Origin of the sequence: Microbacterium esteraromaticum, assembly GCF_017303215.1 — a bacterium.
In the GTDB taxonomy this organism is placed as follows: domain Bacteria; phylum Actinomycetota; class Actinomycetes; order Actinomycetales; family Microbacteriaceae; genus Microbacterium; species Microbacterium esteraromaticum_C.
Window position 1 is genome coordinate 129,113 of record NZ_JAEMWU010000001.1, and the last position, 14,801, is coordinate 143,913.

Sequence of the window (14,801 nt, forward strand, 5' to 3'; positions counted from 1 at the left end):
ACATGAAGACCAGCCCGCTCCTGCGGATCGGCTATGCCGCTCTCGCCACGATCAGCGGCCTGGTGCTGCTGTTCGGATACCGCACCTCGCACGTCGTGACCACCCCCGCGCAGGCGCTGCCGGCGTCGTCATCGTCGTCATCATCATCCGTGCCATCCGACACGAGCACGACCGCCTCCGACGGCACGGACTCTTCGTCCGAGGCGGGCGCATCATCATCCTCAGCACTTCGGGACGGCACCTATACCGGCGATGCGGCGTCGACACGCTACGGACCCGTGCAGGTGCAGATCAGCGTGAGCGGCGGCAGCATCGCATCCGTCGACGTGATCGACTATCCCGATTCCAACCACCGCGATCAGCAGATCAACAGCCGAGCCATCCCGCTGTTGGTGTCCGAGACGACCGCATCGCAGTCCTCGAGCATCGATCTGGTCTCGGGTGCCACCTACACCAGCCGCGGGTACGTGGAGTCGCTGCAGAGCGCGATCGACCAGGCACGCGCATGACCAGGCGCGCACGGCACGTCGACACGTGCGAGGTGATGGGCACGGTCGCGAGCGTGCACGTCATCGGCGCCGACCGGGCCACGGCCGCTGCGGCTGCACGCGACTGTTTCGCGGTGCTGCGCCGCGCCGACCGCGTGTTCAGCACGTACGACGACGGATCGGACGTCCGCAGGATCGCACGCACCGAGCTCGACCCCGCAGACGCGGATCCGTGGGTCGCCGATGTGCGGGCGGCGTGCCTCACGATGGCCGACGAGACCGGCGGGCTGTTCGACGCCTGGCGACACGGCTGGTTCGACCCCACCGGCCTGGTCAAGGGCTGGGCGGCCGAACGCGCCGCACGCCAGATTCTGGGCCCGCTGGTGCGACCCGGCGGAGCGGTCGCCGCCGCCCTCGACGTGGGCGGCGACATGCAGGTGTTCAGCGCGGACGATGCGGAGCACACCTGGAACGTCGGTATCGTCGACCCCTCGGACCGCCGTCGGGTCATCGCCACCGTACCGATCCGCAACGGTGCGATCGCGACCTCGGGCAGCGCGGAACGCGGTGCGCACATCATCGATCCGCGCACCGGTTCACCGGCGACCGGTATCGTCTCGGCCACCGTGCTCGCCGATGGTCTGACCCGAGCAGACGTCTGGGCCACGGCGGCCGTCGCCGCCGGGATCGATGGCTTCGCCGGTGTCCTGACGGCGCGAGAAACGTCAGGCATGACCGTGGATCGCGCCGGGCACGTGCGGCGATGGATCACCGGTACCGAAGCGGGTATCGAGGTGTGTGTCGAGACGGCCGGGAGCGGATGCTGAGATCCGCCCGGGCAGGACGCACCGTCAGCCGATCAGGCGACCGACACGGCGACCGGGCGGCTCCGCGCCAGGCGCACGACGAGCCAGACGATGCCCGCCGAGGCCAGCAAGCTCGTGATGTACAGCGGTGCGGCCCAGGGCGACGCATCCGCGCCGGAGATGAAGAACGTGTCGGCAAGGCTCATTCCCGGAGCGAACGAGGCGACGAAGAAGGCCGGAGCACCAAGCACCAAGACGATCAGGAAGAGCAGCATCAGCACCTCGGGGTCGAGGTCGGCGCGCATGCCGAGCACCGCGATGACGATCGCGATGACGACGCCGACCGCCAGCACTCCCAGCGCGAACCCGACGGGCATCGTCTCGCCGACGGCCGCCATCTCGGCATAGACCTCATCAAGTGAGAGCCCGGGGGCAGCGGCCAGCGGGTTCAGCACGAAGATCTGCACGGCCGCCCACACGGCGTACAGCGCCACCGCCACCACACCGGCCAGAGATACCATCGCGCGTCGGTTCATGGCGACAGCCTCTCAGACGCCCGCCGGTTCGCGCAGATCGGCACGCGTCATCGGCACAGTGGGCGGACCGGGATCGACGACAGGGGCGGATGCCCGGGCATCCGGCCCTCGGACAGCATCCGCCGCTCCAGTGAAGCCGACCGCAGGAGATGGCGAGGCGTTCTCGGCGACGATCGCGGCGCGATCGCGGAAGCCGTCGGCGGTCACGCGATCGAGATCGACCTGCTTGCGGATCGCTTTCGCCTTCTCGTACAGCGAGGGGTCTCCCCAGCTGGTGAGCACCTTCACGATCACCGGCAGCAGCTCGATCATGAAGAACAGCGCCGCGATCAGCACATGCGCCCACCAGATGGCGGGCTCCTTCGCGGCGAGGTTCTTCAGTCCGGTGATCTGGCTGAGCAGGCCGACGGCTTGCGCGTTGCCGGCGGCCACCGAATCGGCGCGGGCGTTGTAGGCCGCAAGGGCCTGCTCGTAGCTCTGCTGCGCGGCGGGCAACTGGTCCTGCGCCTGCTGGCGGTTGGTGGCCTCCGAGGCCGAGGTGTTCTGCTTGGCGGCGGTCTCGGCGGCGGCGAGGTCGTCGTTGGCGTCGCGCAGCTGCGCGGCGAGCGCATCGTAGGTCTGCTGGGCCTGAGCGAGCTGCGCCTTGGCGGCGTCCGAGCTGGAGCCCTCTCCGTTCACGCCCGTGCAGCCGGGCACCTCGCCGGCGCCCTCTCCGGTGAGCTCGCACTGGTACAGCGCGCGGGCGTCATCGATGACCTGCTGCTGCTCGGTCATCTTCGCGGTGACGTCGTCGACGGTCGAGGCCGCCGCGGCCGTCGACGCCGAGCCCGATTCGGTGCCGGCGACGATCCCCGTCGCGGCCTGGTTCTCGAGGGCGGCGACCCGGGCGGATGCCGCGTCGAGCGCGATCTTCTCGGGTCCCTCTTCGAGGGCGGCCTGATCGGACTGCGACTGGGTGATGTTGGTGGATGCCACCTCGCGCGCGATGTCGTTGTGAAACACCTGCAGCACGAGGGGTTCTGCCACGAGGAAGCCGATCAGTGCCGCCATGGCCACGCGCGGCACAGCGAGGGCGATCAGTTTCATGACGCTGCGCGTCGACGTCATGGTCGAGGTCAGGAACCGGTCGAGGTTGAAGATGATGCCGCCCCAGACGACGGCCAATGGCACGGCCACCCAGATCGCGACCTGCACGCCCGTGGTGAGGGCGAACATCATCGAGATCGCCGAGACGAGCGCTGTTCCCAGCAGCACGAAGAACATCTGCACGAACCGCGGGGTCTCGCCGGGCACCCGGTCGAGGATCTCCCCCTCGGCACCGCCGAGGATGGCCATGGTGCGCAGGCGCGAACCCTCGGCACGGGGCGCGCGCTCGGCACGGGGCGCACGCTGGCGACGTGGGGCGCGCTCGCGGCGGGGCGTGCGCGCGTTCGCCGGCGCGGAGTCCGGTTCGGTCTCGGGGAGCTCCGCGGGCGCGGGCTCGGCGCGCTCGGATGGGTCGGCCGGCTCGGACGGGTCGGCCGGCTCTGACGGGTCGACGGGAGTCGACGGGGCGGGCGCACCGGTCGGCTCGTAGTGTCGCAAGAAGTCGAGGTCCTCGTCGGTCACCGAGCCGTCAGACGCGTCGGTCTCCAACGAGATCCGCCCCTGGGAATCCATCCGACCAGGGCGATGTGCGGAATAGGACATCCCTCGAGGGTAGGAAACCGTGCCTGTGGGAGTCCCGGACGATCGCTGGGACGACTCCCAGGAACGCGCGTGGGTCCGCCACCCCATCGGTCAGGCGATGACCATCGTGTGATCGACCGCGGGCGCACGGCTGTCGTCGAGGGACCCGATCAGTTGCGCCACACGCAGCACGCCGGTCGGCGGATGCTGACGCACTCGCACCCCGAGAGAGCGGATGACCGCCACCGGGTGCGGCGGCCGACGCCACGGCTGCTGCGGGCTCAGGGCATCGTCGACCCGTTGCAGAGTGTCGGCGGTGAGACCGGAGGGCAGGGCATCGTGGGCCGCATAGTGGTCGAGGATCTCGTTGATAGTCCAATCAGACGTGAAATCCGCGGGATTGGCTGAAGGGCTGGTGCGTGACGGGCTCATTGGACCAGAATGTGTCGCTATGAGCACAACGAACAGTGCCAATCAGCGGCTGGTGGACCACCGCGCGGCCACGGTCGACTCGACGGCGCTGGCCGCACGTCTGGGTCGGTGGGCGCACGGCGACGGCACTCTGTCGGCGCGGCTCGCCGCCGGCATCCGTTCCCTGATCGACACGGGGGAACTGCGCCCGGGCGATCGCTTGCCGGCCGAGCGGGCGCTGGCGGCCGCCGCGGCCGTCTCGCGCGGCACAGTCGTCGCGGCTTACGGCGAACTCGCCGAGCGCGGTGCGGTCGAACGCCGCCAGGGCAGCGGCACGCGCATTGCCGGCTCGCAGCTGTCGGCTCCGGGGCGCGGCGGGCGCGGTGAGGTGCTCTTCTCGGCGCTGCCGAACTCGATCGATCTGCTGCGCACGGTGCCGCGAATCCCCGATCTGGGGGTGCAGGTGATCCGTGCGCACCACCCCGACCTCGCCACCGCCCTGCTACCCGAGACCGATCCGGCCGGCCTTCCGGCGCTGCGGGCGCTGATCGCCGACCTGTACACCTCTGAGGGCGCGGCGACATCACCCGAGCAGATCCTCGTGACCCACGGTGCGCAGCAGGCCATCAGCCTGCTGATCGACGCGCTCGTCTCTCCCGGTGATGTCGTGCTGGCCGAGGAGGTCACCTGGCCGGGCGTCACCGACAGTGTGCGCCAGCGCGGCGGCATCGTGCACGGCATCCCGATGGGAGACGACGGTCTCGACCCCGTGGCCCTCGAGGTGGCGATGGCGCGGATGCGGCCCGTGCTGGTCGCCCTGAACCCGCACCATCAGAACCCGACGGGCACGCGGCTGCCCCCGGCCGCACGACGGCGCGTCGCCGATCTGGCCGCACAGTACGGGGTGGTCGTCGTCGAGGACCGCGTGGTCGCCGGCATCGCCTTCGACGGCGTGATTCCCCCGCCGCTGGTGGCCGAGCGGGCGGATGCCCCCGTGGTGGTGGTCGAGTCACTTTCGAAATGGGCGTGGGCGGGGCTTCGGATCGGCTGGCTGCGCGCCGACCCCGTGCTCGTGCGACGCCTGCGTGGCGCCCGGCAGCTCGCCGACCAGTCCACGAGCATCCCCGGGCAGCTTCTCGCGATGGACCTGCTCGCGCACGCGGGTGAGTTGCGGCGCGAGGTGGCTCGCGAGCACTACGCCCGGCTCGGGCTGCTGCGTGAGCTCATGGCCCGCCACCTGCCCGAATGGAGCTTCGTCGAGCCGCGCGGCGGGCTCTCGCTGTGGGCGCGGCTTCCGATCGGATCGGCGGATGCCCTCGCCCGGGTCGCGGCGGTGCATGGCGTCTCGGTGGCGGGCAGTGGCGAGTTCGCCGCATCGACGTCGCCGGACGACCACATCCGCATTCCGTTCACCGCGCCCGATGACGTGCTGACCGAAGGGGTGCGCCGGCTGGGCGCCGCCTGGGCCCAGTACCGCGCGACGCTCTGACGCGCGAGGTTCCCGTCAGTGCGCGACGGCGGGTACGCGCGGGGCACCGTTCCGATCGTGCACGGCGTCGCGCTCGCCGAGCGCTGCGGCGCGGTCGAGCCAGCCCTCGATACGCGCGGGAGGTGCAGTCTTCACCCCCAGCATCCGATGCGTACGCACCGAGCGGATGCCGACCAGCTTCATCGTGTTGCGCACCACCTGGGTCTGTGCGGGCACGCCGGTGATGGGCGTGAAGAACCACGGGGTGTCGGCGAGCAACAACAGGCGGCCGCGGTTCGCGCCGACCAGACCGATCGGCAGACCCGCGGGGCTGTAGCGGTACTCCTGCTGCGGCAGGAGGGCCCGGTCGAAGAATCCCTTCAGCACCGCAGGCACACCGCCCCACCACAGCGGGGCGGCGATGACGACGTTGCTGGCCTCGTGCAGGGCGGCCTTCGCCTCGACGAGGTCGGGCTCGAGCGTCATGCGCTGCCGGTACCCGAAACGCAGGTGCGGGTCGAAGTCGAGGTCGCGCAGGGCGAGCAGGCGCGCGTCTCCGTGCGCTGCGACGTAGCGGCGGGAGAGCTCGGCGGTGAGCGAGCGGTCGTCGGGGTGGCCGTCGATGACGAGGGTGGAGGCCATGCGGATTCCAATCTTGACAGTGTCTATTTGATTGACAGTGTCAAGATAAGGAACAATGTTGCGCGTGTCAAGTTCTCGAGCGGCCTACCATCACGGAGATCTCGCGCACGCGCTGGAAGCCGCGGCGATGCAGTTGCTCGCCGACAAGCCCGCCACCGAGATCAGCCTGCGCGAGGTCGCGCGCGCGGCCGATGTCAGCCACAACGCGCCATACCACCACTTCTCCGACAGGCGCGGGCTGCTCAAGACCCTCGCCGAGCGCAGCATGGCCGAACTCGTCGACGACGTGCGGGCCACCCTCGCCGCCGCACCGGACGCGACGGCGGCACTGATCACTGGCGGACAGGCCTACATCCGCTTCGCCGTCGAACGCCCCCATGCGTTCGACGTGATCTACGACCCGACCGTGTGCATTCCCGGCGCCCCCACCGAGACCATGGCGCCGCTCATCGACGAGCTCGAGACGTTGCTCGGTGGCGCGGTTGTCAACGCCGGCCTGCACGAGAGTGCCCTCACCGCGTGCTGGGGACTCGTGCACGGACTCGGCACGCTCGCCGCGGCCGGGCACTTCCCCCTCGACGTGGCGACGACCTCGTTCGAATCCGCGGTGCGGGCGATGCTAGCGCGCTGACCGCCCCGCGGGCGTGCGCAGCTGCACCAGCCGACCCGACCCCTCGATCAGTTCGGCCCACGAGTCGACGTCGACGAGGCACTCCGCGACGGCACACGTCGGAAACTCGACGAACGCGCCGGTGAGCTCGGCGACAGCATCCTGCATGCCCGGGTTGTGCCCCACGAGCATCGCAACCTCGGCCTCATCGGGCAGGCGCGAGGCCGCCGCCAGGATCGAACGCGCCGACGCCGCGTACAGCAACGGTTCCTGCACGACCTCGACGCCCTGCGCGGCGGCGTACTCGGCCGCCGTGGTGCGTGCCCGCACGGCCGTGCTCGAAACGATGCGAGCCAGGTGGATACCCTCATCAAGCAGCCTGCGGGCCATCAGCGGCGCATCGCGCCGGCCACGGTCATTCAAGGGCCGGTCATGATCGGCCAGCGACGCATCGCCCCAGTCGGACTTCGCGTGGCGGGCCAGCAGCAGCGTCTTCACGCCACCATTGTCACACTCGACTGCCCTGGGTTCGGCAACCCTGGACTTGCCTTCCCGGGCGGTCGAGCGTCAGCATCCGATCAGGCCATCGCGGCCGCGGCGACCTCGTCCTCGCTGGTCGCGACCAACTGACCGCACGCACCGTCGATCTCCTTGCCGCGGGTGTCGCGCAGAGTCGTGGGAATGCCCGCATCGTTCAGGCGCCGCACGAACTCGTCCTGGACGGCCTTGTCGGATGCCGTCCAGATCGACCCCGGCGTGGGGTTCAACGGGATGGGGTTCACGTGCACCCAGCCGCGACCGCGCGAGTTGAGCTTGGACGCCAGCAGGTCGGCGCGCCACGGATGGTCGTTCATGTCCTTGATCAGCGCGTACTCGATCGACACACGGCGCCCGGTCTTGTCGAAGTACTCGCGGGCCGCGTCGAGCGCCTCGCCGACCTTCCAGCGCGAGTTCACCGGGATCAGCTCATCGCGCAGCTCATCGTCGGGCGCATGCAGCGAGAGGGCGAAGGTGACCGGGATGTCCTCATCGGCGAGCTTCTTGATCGCCGGCACCAGGCCGACGGTCGACACGGTGATGCCGCGGGCACTCATGCCGAGGCCATCCGGCTGCGGGCCGACCATGATGCGCACGGCATCCATCACCCGCTTGTAGTTGGCGAGCGGCTCACCCATGCCCATGAAGACGATGTTGCTGACACGCTCCATGCTGTGGTCGCTGGCCTTCTTGCCGCCCAGACCGCCCTCGGCGATCAAACGGTTCGCACGCACGATCTGCTCGATGATCTCGGCGGTCGACATGTTGCGGGTCAGTCCCGCCTGTCCGGTCGCGCAGAACGGACAGTTCATGCCGCAGCCGGCCTGGCTCGACACACACAGGGTGATCCGCCCCGGGTAGCGCATCAGCACCGACTCGACCAGGGCACCGTCGTGCAGGCGCCACAGGAACTTGATCGTGTCGCCACGGTCCGTCTCGAGGCGCTTGACCTCGGTCAGCAGCGGCGGCAGCATGCCCGCCACGAGCTCGTCGCGCTGCGCCGCAGGCAGGTCGGTCATCTGCGCGGGGTCGGACGTGTAGTGCGTGAAGTAATGCGTCGACAGCTGCTTGGCCCGGAACCCGGGCAGGCCCAGCTCCTTGACCTTCTCGACCCGCTCGGCGGGGGTCAGATCGGCCAGGTGCACGGGAGGCTTGCCGCGCTTGGGGCTGGCGAACTGCAGCAGCGGCCGACCTTCGGCATCCTTCTGCTGCGTCCATCCCTCGGTCTTGGGGCGCACCTGGGTGCGCGCAGATCCGGTGGCGCGCACCGGGGTGGAACGGGGGCGCGAGTTCTCATCGGATGCTGACATGTCTCCAGGGTACGGGAGCCACCTGCGTAAAGAACTTGTAATTACAAGTTAGGGCGGGGAGAATGGAACAGACGAACGGAGCCTTCATGACCGACCGCCTCGCCCGCACGCGCCAGACCGGCGTCCTCGCCGTCCTGCGCGCCCCCTCCCCCGAGAGCGCCCTCGACGCCGCCGAGGCGATCATCCGCGGAGGGATCACCGGCATCGAGGTGACCTACTCCACCCCCGACGCGCCCGCCGTCATCCGCGAGCTCATCGCCCGCCACGGCGAGCGCGCCCACATCGGCGCCGGCACCGTCACCACCCCCGCGCAGGCCGCGGCCGCCGCCGACGCCGGAGCAGAATTCCTCGTCAGCCCCGGCACACTGCCCGACCTCACCCGCGCGATGCTCGACACCGGCACCGTCGTCATGACCGGCGCACTGACGCCGACCGAGGTGATGACGGCGCTCGACCTGGGCGTCGACGTCGTCAAGATCTTCCCGGCATCCCTCGGCGGCCCCTCGTACCTCGGGGCGCTGCGCGGTCCGTTCCCGGACGCGCCACTCATGCCCACCGGCGGCGTGAAGCCCGACAATCTCGCCGATTGGTTCGGCGCGGGGGCCGTGGCCGTGGGCGCCGGAGGCGACCTCGCCAATGGCGCGTCGATCGCAGCATCCGACTGGGCCGATCTCGAGGCCCGCTCCGCCCGCTTCGCCGAGGCCCTCGCCGCCGTCCGCGCCTGACATCCGGCGCGGCGGCGCCACGGCGGCTGACTGGCTAGCCGGCGGGCCGCTCCGGTCGCACTTACTCCCGCATCCTCGTGCCGCCCACCCACTCCAGTCGCACTTTCTCCCGCATCCGGGCGCTCGAAGCGGGAGAAACTGCGACGGGAATGCCAGCGGCCAACGCAGACACCAGCGGCCGACGGCGCACGAAGCGCCGCCGGCCGCTGGGGTACCCGTCCGAGACGGAGCGTCAGTCCAGGAAGATGTCCGGGAACAGCCGATCGTCCGGGGTGCCGGGGACGGCCGCGTACTTCGAGAAGTCCGTGACGCCGTCGGCCTCGAGCACGTCCTCGACGATCAGCGTCTGGCCGGTGTACTCGCGCGACGGCTTGGTCAGCACGGCGTAGGCCGCGTCGGCGTAGACCTCGGGGGTGCGGCTGGCGGCCATCACCTTGTCACCACCGAGCAGGTTCTGCACCGCGGCGGTCGCGATCGTCGTGCGCGGCCACAGCGTGTTGGCGGCGATGCCGTCGGCGGCGAACTCCGCGGCCAATCCCAGCGTCGCCATCGTCATGCCGTACTTGGCCAGCGTGTAGCCGGTGTGCGCACCGAGCCACTTCGGCGAGATGTTCAGCGGCGGCGACAGCGAGAGGATGTGCGGGTTGCTCGCCTCACGCAGCACCGGCACCGCGGCGCGCGAGAGCATGAACGTTCCGCGCACGTTGACGTCCTGCATGAGGTCGTACTTCTTGGCGGCGAGATCGGTCGAACGCGACAGGTCGATGACGCTGGCATTGTTGATCACGATGTCGATGCCGCCGAACTCACCCTCGGTCTTGAGCACGGCACCGGTGATGTCGTCATCGTCGCGCACATCGCCGACGATCGGCAGCGCCTGGCCGCCGGCCGCACGGATCGCCTCGGCCGCCGTATGTACGGTTCCCTCGAGCTTCGGATGCGGGCTGTCGGTCTTCGCGAGCATCGCGATGTTCGCCCCGTCGGCCGCTGCCCGCAGCGCGATCGCGAGGCCGATGCCGCGGCTACCGCCCGACATGAGGATGGTCTTTCCTGCCAGAGACATGTTCACTCCTGTTCGTGTCGCGTGACGCGGGTTTACTTCGGGGCCATGCGGATGGCGCCGTCGAGACGGATGGTCTCGCCGTTGAGATAGCCGTTGGCGACGATGCTCTCGACGAGTGCGGCGTACTCGTCGGGCTTTCCGAGTCGCGCCGGGTACGGCACTTGCTGGCCCAGCGAGTCCTGCGCGGCCTGCGGAAGCCCCGCGAGCATCGGGGTCTCCATGATCCCGGGGGCGATCGTGCACACGCGGATGCCGTGGCGGGCGAGCTCGCGGGCGATGGGCAGGGTCATCGCGTGCACGCCGCCCTTCGAGGCCGAGTAGGCGGGCTGGCCGATCTGGCCGTCGAAGGCCGCGACGCTGGCGGTGTTGACGATGACGCCGCGGTCGCCGCCCTCGGTGGGCTCGTTCTGCGCGATGACGGCGGATGCCTGCGAGATGACGTTGAAGGTGCCGACGAGGTTGATGCGGACGACCCGCTCGAACGCATCGAGGTCGGTCGGGTTGGCGTCGCGATCGAGCACTTTGGCGGGCGGGGCGATGCCGGCGCAGTTGACGACGACGCGCAGCGGTGCGATCGCCTGGGCGGATGCCACGGCCGCAGCGATCTGGTCGGGATCGGTCACATCAGCCGGGGCGAAGATACCGCCCAGTTCGGCGGCGATCTCCTCACCGTTCGAGGTGGGCAAGTCAACGATCGTGACCTGCGCTCCGGCTGCGGCGAGCCGCCGCGCAGTGGCCAGACCGAGACCGCTGGCGCCGCCTGTGATGAGGGCGCCCTGTCCGGTGATCTGCATCGTGTTCTCCTTTGAAACGGCACGGCACCTGAGCCCGGCGTCGCGTGCGACTGAGTCTCAGCATACGTGGTTCCGAGTACCGCCACTACTGGCGGATCTCTCGCGAGGGGCGGATGCTGAGTGCATGGACCTGCGTCGCAAGCGAGCCTACGACACCCCCTCGACCGAAGACGGGTTCCGCGTGCTGGTCGACCGGCTGTGGCCGAGAGGGCTCTCGAAGCAGAACGCAGAGATCGACCTGTGGGCCAAGGACGTCACACCGACCGCCGAGTTGCGTCGGGAATGGCACGCGGCCCCGGCATCCGATTTCGAGATCTACGCAGCGCGCTATCGCGCACAGTTGGCCGCGCTCGTCCGCGAGCGCGCTGCGCGCGCTCGCGGACGAGCTGCGCGAGCATCCGGTCGTCACGCTCGTCTACGCCGCGCGTGACACCGAGCACAACCACGTCATCGTCCTGGAGCAGGCCCTGCTTTCCTCCTCTCCCTTCCGCTGAGAAACCACTTCCCGTATGAGAAATCACCTCAGACGTGGTTTCTCGAGCGGGATGTGGTTTCTTACAGCGGCGCAGGGCGCGCGGCGCAGGTGAGGGCGAGGGCGGGGAGAATGAGGGGTGTGTCGATCCCTGTGATGCCCGTCGTTGTTCCGCCGCGCGTGCGCGAGCTCGCCAGGGGTGCCGCGCTCGAATGCGTCTGGCAGAACGACCTCGGCGGCCTGACGCTGCGCGCGACGCCGCAATACGGTGAGCCGTTCTTCATCAAGTGGGGACCCCGTCACGACGAGTCGACCATGCGCGACGAGGCGGAGCGGATGCAGTGGGCGGGGCGATGGGCTCGGGTTCCGCAAGTGCTCAGTCACGGGGAGGATGCCACCGAGGAGTGGCTGGTGACGGCAGCCCTCGCCGGCGACAGCGCCGTATCGCCGTACTGGAGAGAGCGCCCCGAGACGGCGGTGCGCGCCGTCGGAGAAGCGCTGCGCGCCTGGCACGACGCGTTGCCCGTCGAAGAATGCCCGTGGGACTGGGGCGTAGCCGCCCGTATCGACGCCGCCGAGCAGCGCGGCATCCGCGTGCCCGAGAGCCTGCGCACGCCGCCGCCGGTCGACCAGCTCGTCGTCGCGCACGCCGACGCCTGCTGCCCCAACACGCTTCTCGACACGGACGGACGCTGGCTGGCACACGTCGACCTCGGCCAGATGGGCACCGCCGACCGCTGGGCAGATCTCGCCGTCGCCGCCATGAGCACCGAGTGGAACTACGGCCCCGGCTGGGACGACACGCTCATCGCCGCGTACGGCATCGCCCCCGATCCGGCCCGCCAGGCCTACTACCGCGCCCTCTGGAACGCCACCTGACCCCGCACTGCCCGACCCATTCCCCTACCCACTCCCGTGAGAAACCACTTCCCGTGTGAGACATCACGCTGGACGTGGTTTCTCAAACGGGAAGTGGTTTCTCAGCGGAAGGGAACGCGAGCGACGCGAGCGCGCTATGCGGGGCCGAGGATGAAGTTCCAGGCGCCGGTCGCGACGGCGGCGATGATGGCGGATGCTGAGATCGCCGCACCGGCGAGCAATAGCATCCACTCGCGGGCGCCGAAGCGCGCGGGGCGCGCCCACGTGCGCCGCACGTCCGCCCCGAATCCACGCGCTTCCATGGCCGTCGACAGCTTCGCCCCACGTCGGATCGACAGCACCAGCAGCGCGAACGCCATCCCCAGGAACCTGCGCACGCGCCCCCGGTCGGCGACCCCTCGGGCGCGACGCGCCAACTCGAGCGCACGCCAGTCATCGACGAACAGGCCGACCATGCGCAGGCCCGCCAGCGCCCCCAGCACGAAGCGCGCCGGGAGTCGCAGGGTCTGCGCCAGCCCATCAGCGAGGTCGGTCGGATCGACGGTGACGAAGAGCACCACCGAGGGCAGCGCGATCGCCAGCACCCGCAGCATGGTCGCTCCCGCCAACGCCAGCGAGCCGTCACTCACCCGCACCAGGAACCACTCGACATAGACCGTGCCGCTCGGCTCACCGTACAGCGCGATGGTCACACCGGTCAGCGGTGCGGCCAGCCACACCGGCCAGGTGCGCAGCCAGAACTCGCGCCAGCCGATTCCGGCGAAGAGGAAAAGCACGCACTCCAGCGCCAGGGCGACGGCGGCCGAGACCATGTCGAGCGTGAGGATCAGCGGCAGGGCGATCAGCGCACTCGCGCCCAACTTCGCCACCGGGTTGATCTGTGCCATCGCGCCCGTGCGTGCCCGGGTCTCCAGGAGCGTCATGCTCCCACCCCCAATGCGAAGCGCTCGGCATGCAGCGCGTCGACGACATCGAGGTCATGGGTGACCGTCACCAGCGCGGCGCCATCGTCGCGCAGATCGGCGAGCATGGCCACGAGTTCTTGCCAGGTGCGGGCGTCCTGCCCGAAGGTGGGCTCGTCGAGCACGAGCACCCGGGGCCGGGTGGCCAGCGCCGCAGCAACGGTGAGCCGCCGCTTCTCACCACCGGACAGCGTGTACGGGTTGGCCTTCGCGAGCCGTTCCAGCCGCAGCCGTTGCAGCAGCTCGTCGCTGCGGGCGGCGATCTCGCTCTCCGAGAGCCCGAGCGAGCGCGGCCCGACGGCGAGCTCGTCCTGCACCGTGGATGCCAGCAGTTGGTGCTCCGGCTCTTGGAACACGGTGCCGATGCGCGTCAGCAACTGCCGCGACGCCCACCGGATCGGATGCGGCCCGGCTCCGCCGGCGAGGGCATCCGAGGCCGTCACGGCGCCCGACACCGGCGGGAGGAGCCCCGCCAGGGTGAGCCCGAGCGTGGATTTTCCGGCGCCGTTCGGCCCGGTGATCGCGAGGGTGGAGCCGGCCCGCACGGCAACGTCGATACCGGATGCCACGGTCGTGCCGCGTACACGCGCCACCGCGAGGTGCTCGCCGCGCAGCAGCACGTCGCCGGGAGCGGATGCCGGTGGCGCGGGATGCTTCGGCGGAAAGCCCGGCACCCACACTCCGGCCCGCGCGAGCCGCTCACCATGCAGGTTCAGCACGGTGTCGGGATGCCCGTCGGCGATCACACCGGTGCCGCCCGACCCGTCGTCCCCGATGACGATGACCCGGTCGATCAGCGGCAACCAGACGTCGAGTCGGTGTTCGACGACGATCAGCGTGGTGCGCTGCGCTGCCAGCATCCGCTCCACGGCGTCGCGCACCTCAGCGATGCCGTCGGGGTCGAGGTTCGCCGTCGGCTCATCGAGCAGCAGCAGTCCCGGCCGCATCGCAAGCGACCCGGCGAGCGCGAGGCGCTGCTTCTGCCCACCCGAGAGCGCCTTCGTCGGGCGATCCCGCGGCACGTCGAGGCCCACGGCGTCGAGCGCGGCGTCGACGCGGCGCCAGATCTCGTCCCGGGGCAGGCCGAGGTTCTCGCATCCGAAGGCGACGTCGTCGCCGACGCGCGCAAGGATGACCTGCGAGTCGGGGTCCTGCAGCACAAGACCGGCCCGGCCCCGCGCAGCCGCGGCGGGCAGGCCATCGATGAGCAGCTCGCCCTCGGCCTCGCCCTCCTCATCGCCACCGAGCACACCGGCCAGGCCATGCATGAGCGTCGACTTACCGGCACCCGAGGCGCCGAGCAGCAGCACCCGCTCACCGGGATCGATGCGCAGCGTGACATCGCGCACCGCCCAGGCGAGGCGACTGGCGTGCCGCCAGCCCCATCCACGCGCCTCGACCGCGGCGGGCGCGATCCCTCCTGACACCAT

The 14,801-nt window shown here is 70.2% G+C and carries 16 protein-coding genes and 1 pseudogene; 7 read left to right on the forward strand and 10 right to left on the reverse strand.

Going from position 1 to position 14,801, the window contains the following annotated elements; all coding sequences use genetic code 11:
- Positions 1–2 precede the first annotated feature (2 nt).
- Both JF543_RS00585 and JF543_RS00590 read left to right on the forward strand, forming a co-directional pair.
- A complete protein-coding gene (locus tag JF543_RS00585) occupies positions 3–509 on the forward strand; it encodes an FMN-binding protein (RefSeq protein ID WP_206822443.1) in 507 nt (168 codons plus the stop codon).
- Positions 506–1,315 carry an FAD:protein FMN transferase gene (locus JF543_RS00590; RefSeq protein ID WP_206822444.1) on the forward strand — a complete coding sequence of 270 codons (810 nt, stop codon included), beginning with the start codon at positions 506–508 and terminating at the stop codon, positions 1,313–1,315. Before JF543_RS00585 ends, JF543_RS00590 begins: the two co-directional genes overlap by 4 nt.
- 32 nt (positions 1,316–1,347) lie before the next feature.
- On the opposite strand, the gene JF543_RS00595 is transcribed toward JF543_RS00590, so the two are convergent.
- From JF543_RS00595 to JF543_RS00605, 3 genes are all read right to left on the reverse strand, one after another.
- Complete coding sequence (locus tag JF543_RS00595) at positions 1,348–1,830, reverse strand: hypothetical protein (protein WP_206822445.1); 483 nt, start codon at positions 1,828–1,830, stop codon at positions 1,348–1,350.
- A 12-nt stretch (positions 1,831–1,842) separates the two neighbouring features.
- Positions 1,843–3,519, reverse strand: coding sequence for a DUF4407 domain-containing protein (locus JF543_RS00600; protein WP_206822446.1), 1,677 nt, complete (start codon positions 3,517–3,519; stop codon positions 1,843–1,845).
- Positions 3,520–3,609: 90 nt separating this feature from the next.
- Positions 3,610–3,930, reverse strand: a complete 321-nt coding sequence (locus JF543_RS00605) for a hypothetical protein (protein ID WP_206822447.1) — start codon at positions 3,928–3,930, stop codon at positions 3,610–3,612.
- Positions 3,931–3,949: 19 nt separating this feature from the next.
- Here JF543_RS00605 and JF543_RS00610 point away from each other — a divergent pair, with 19 nt between their 5' ends.
- Positions 3,950–5,398, forward strand: coding sequence for a PLP-dependent aminotransferase family protein (locus JF543_RS00610; protein ID WP_206822448.1), 1,449 nt, complete (start codon positions 3,950–3,952; stop codon positions 5,396–5,398).
- Positions 5,399–5,413: 15 nt separating this feature from the next.
- On the opposite strand, the gene JF543_RS00615 is transcribed toward JF543_RS00610, so the two are convergent.
- The gene (locus tag JF543_RS00615; protein ID WP_206822449.1) at positions 5,414–6,019 is read right to left on the reverse strand and encodes an NAD(P)H-dependent oxidoreductase; all 606 of its coding nucleotides are present in this window, start codon (positions 6,017–6,019) and stop codon (positions 5,414–5,416) included.
- A gap of 64 nt (positions 6,020–6,083) precedes the next feature.
- Here JF543_RS00615 and JF543_RS00620 point away from each other — a divergent pair, with 64 nt between their 5' ends.
- On the forward strand, positions 6,084–6,650 hold the full coding sequence (locus JF543_RS00620) for a TetR/AcrR family transcriptional regulator (RefSeq protein WP_179409799.1): 567 nt from the start codon (positions 6,084–6,086) through the stop codon (positions 6,648–6,650).
- On the opposite strand, the gene JF543_RS00625 is transcribed toward JF543_RS00620, so the two are convergent.
- Both JF543_RS00625 and rlmN read right to left on the reverse strand, forming a co-directional pair.
- Positions 6,639–7,127, reverse strand: a complete 489-nt coding sequence (locus JF543_RS00625; protein ID WP_206822450.1) for a histidine phosphatase family protein — start codon at positions 7,125–7,127, stop codon at positions 6,639–6,641. The two genes, JF543_RS00620 and JF543_RS00625, sit on opposite strands and share 12 nt — an antisense overlap.
- An 80-nt stretch (positions 7,128–7,207) precedes the next feature.
- Positions 7,208–8,476, reverse strand: coding sequence for a 23S rRNA (adenine(2503)-C(2))-methyltransferase RlmN (gene rlmN / locus JF543_RS00630; protein ID WP_218847908.1), 1,269 nt, complete (start codon positions 8,474–8,476; stop codon positions 7,208–7,210).
- Positions 8,477–8,538: 62 nt separating this feature from the next.
- Between rlmN and JF543_RS00635 the strand changes: the two genes are divergently transcribed.
- A complete protein-coding gene (locus tag JF543_RS00635; protein WP_242519355.1) occupies positions 8,539–9,201 on the forward strand; it encodes a bifunctional 4-hydroxy-2-oxoglutarate aldolase/2-dehydro-3-deoxy-phosphogluconate aldolase in 663 nt (220 codons plus the stop codon).
- A gap of 232 nt (positions 9,202–9,433) precedes the next feature.
- Here JF543_RS00635 and JF543_RS00640 read toward each other — a convergent pair whose 3' ends face one another.
- Complete coding sequence (locus tag JF543_RS00640) at positions 9,434–10,264, reverse strand: SDR family oxidoreductase (protein ID WP_179409797.1); 831 nt, start codon at positions 10,262–10,264, stop codon at positions 9,434–9,436.
- A gap of 32 nt (positions 10,265–10,296) precedes the next feature.
- Complete coding sequence (locus tag JF543_RS00645) at positions 10,297–11,058, reverse strand: SDR family NAD(P)-dependent oxidoreductase (protein ID WP_206822451.1); 762 nt, start codon at positions 11,056–11,058, stop codon at positions 10,297–10,299.
- A gap of 124 nt (positions 11,059–11,182) precedes the next feature.
- On the opposite strand from JF543_RS00645, the pseudogene JF543_RS00650 reads away from it, so the two are divergent.
- A pseudogene (locus JF543_RS00650) lies at positions 11,183–11,552 on the forward strand (DUF488 domain-containing protein).
- A 119-nt stretch (positions 11,553–11,671) separates the two neighbouring features.
- A complete protein-coding gene (locus tag JF543_RS00655) occupies positions 11,672–12,409 on the forward strand; it encodes a phosphotransferase (protein WP_206822452.1) in 738 nt (245 codons plus the stop codon).
- 134 nt (positions 12,410–12,543) lie between these two features.
- Here the strand turns inward: JF543_RS00655 and JF543_RS00660 are convergent, their stop codons facing one another.
- Both JF543_RS00660 and JF543_RS00665 read right to left on the reverse strand, forming a co-directional pair.
- Complete coding sequence (locus JF543_RS00660; RefSeq protein ID WP_206551061.1) at positions 12,544–13,332, reverse strand: energy-coupling factor transporter transmembrane component T family protein; 789 nt, start codon at positions 13,330–13,332, stop codon at positions 12,544–12,546.
- Positions 13,329–14,801, reverse strand: a complete 1,473-nt coding sequence (locus JF543_RS00665) for an ABC transporter ATP-binding protein (protein ID WP_206822453.1) — start codon at positions 14,799–14,801, stop codon at positions 13,329–13,331. Before JF543_RS00665 ends, JF543_RS00660 begins: the two co-directional genes overlap by 4 nt.

What these genes read in the sequence shown, in the direction of transcription:
- JF543_RS00585 (WP_206822443.1), top strand. Translation starts at nt 3, where the DNA reads ATGAAGACCAGCCCGCTCCTGCGGATCGGCTATGCCGCTCTCGCCACG.
- JF543_RS00590 (WP_206822444.1), top strand. Translation starts at nt 506, where the DNA reads ATGACCAGGCGCGCACGGCACGTCGACACGTGCGAGGTGATGGGCACG.
- JF543_RS00595 (WP_206822445.1), bottom strand. Translation starts at nt 1,830, where the DNA reads ATGAACCGACGCGCGATGGTATCTCTGGCCGGTGTGGTGGCGGTGGCG.
- JF543_RS00600 (WP_206822446.1), bottom strand. Translation starts at nt 3,519, where the DNA reads ATGTCCTATTCCGCACATCGCCCTGGTCGGATGGATTCCCAGGGGCGG.
- JF543_RS00605 (WP_206822447.1), bottom strand. Translation starts at nt 3,930, where the DNA reads ATGAGCCCGTCACGCACCAGCCCTTCAGCCAATCCCGCGGATTTCACG.
- JF543_RS00610 (WP_206822448.1), top strand. Translation starts at nt 3,950, where the DNA reads ATGAGCACAACGAACAGTGCCAATCAGCGGCTGGTGGACCACCGCGCG.
- JF543_RS00615 (WP_206822449.1), bottom strand. Translation starts at nt 6,019, where the DNA reads ATGGCCTCCACCCTCGTCATCGACGGCCACCCCGACGACCGCTCGCTC.
- rlmN (WP_218847908.1), bottom strand. Translation starts at nt 8,476, where the DNA reads ATGTCAGCATCCGATGAGAACTCGCGCCCCCGTTCCACCCCGGTGCGC.
- JF543_RS00635 (WP_242519355.1), top strand. Translation starts at nt 8,539, where the DNA reads ATGGAACAGACGAACGGAGCCTTCATGACCGACCGCCTCGCCCGCACG.
- JF543_RS00640 (WP_179409797.1), bottom strand. Translation starts at nt 10,264, where the DNA reads ATGTCTCTGGCAGGAAAGACCATCCTCATGTCGGGCGGTAGCCGCGGC.
- JF543_RS00645 (WP_206822451.1), bottom strand. Translation starts at nt 11,058, where the DNA reads ATGCAGATCACCGGACAGGGCGCCCTCATCACAGGCGGCGCCAGCGGT.
- JF543_RS00660 (WP_206551061.1), bottom strand. Translation starts at nt 13,332, where the DNA reads ATGACGCTCCTGGAGACCCGGGCACGCACGGGCGCGATGGCACAGATC.
- JF543_RS00665 (WP_206822453.1), bottom strand. Translation starts at nt 14,801, where the DNA reads ATGGTGTCAGGAGGGATCGCGCCCGCCGCGGTCGAGGCGCGTGGATGG.